Source organism: Pseudomonas sp. 86_A (assembly GCF_017491705.1).
Lineage (GTDB): Bacteria > Pseudomonadota > Gammaproteobacteria > Pseudomonadales > Pseudomonadaceae > Aquipseudomonas > Aquipseudomonas koreensis.
This window is the reverse complement of sequence record NZ_JAFGYS010000193.1, coordinates 1-437: the sequence shown is the minus strand read 5'-3', so window position 1 is coordinate 437 and position 437 is coordinate 1. Positions and strand designations below refer to the sequence as shown.

Below are 437 nucleotides of genomic sequence, written 5' to 3'. Positions count from 1 at the left end.
ATTTTATTATGTCGCCCCTTCGAATCTCGGCGCCGGCGATTGCGGTCAAGACGTTGGACATGCTGCCTCGCTGCTGCTTGGCAAAGTCGAGATGTCACTCATGGGGAATTTTATGGGTGCGCAAGTAGCCAACGAGGGCACGCAACTCGACAATCACAACGACCACTGCAATCATGCTGGTGCCGAGAAGGGACATGAGCAAAATCATTCCCAGCATCGAATCATCCTCGATCGAGCGGACGCCCTGAAGTATCAAAGTGGACAAATGTTTCTAGCGCTATTCTTGAGCCCGAAGGCCGGGAGATGTGATCCAGTCGGACAGGTGCGCTCTCGTTTCGGCAATTCGAGCCTCCCTAAGGAGTGCCTCGCGCTCTGCGCCTGCCGGTAACTGGCTGGCTTCGTCCCTAAGTTTGGCAGCCTGCTCGCCATCCTTTCGT

Annotated in this window: 1 protein-coding gene; it reads left to right on the top strand. The window is 55.4% G+C overall.

The window, feature by feature from the left end; all coding sequences use genetic code 11:
* On the top strand, nucleotides 1–388 hold a 388-nt coding region (locus J5M57_RS28640), incomplete at its 5' end, for a hypothetical protein (RefSeq protein ID WP_207938565.1).
* Nucleotides 389–437 lie beyond the last annotated feature (49 nt).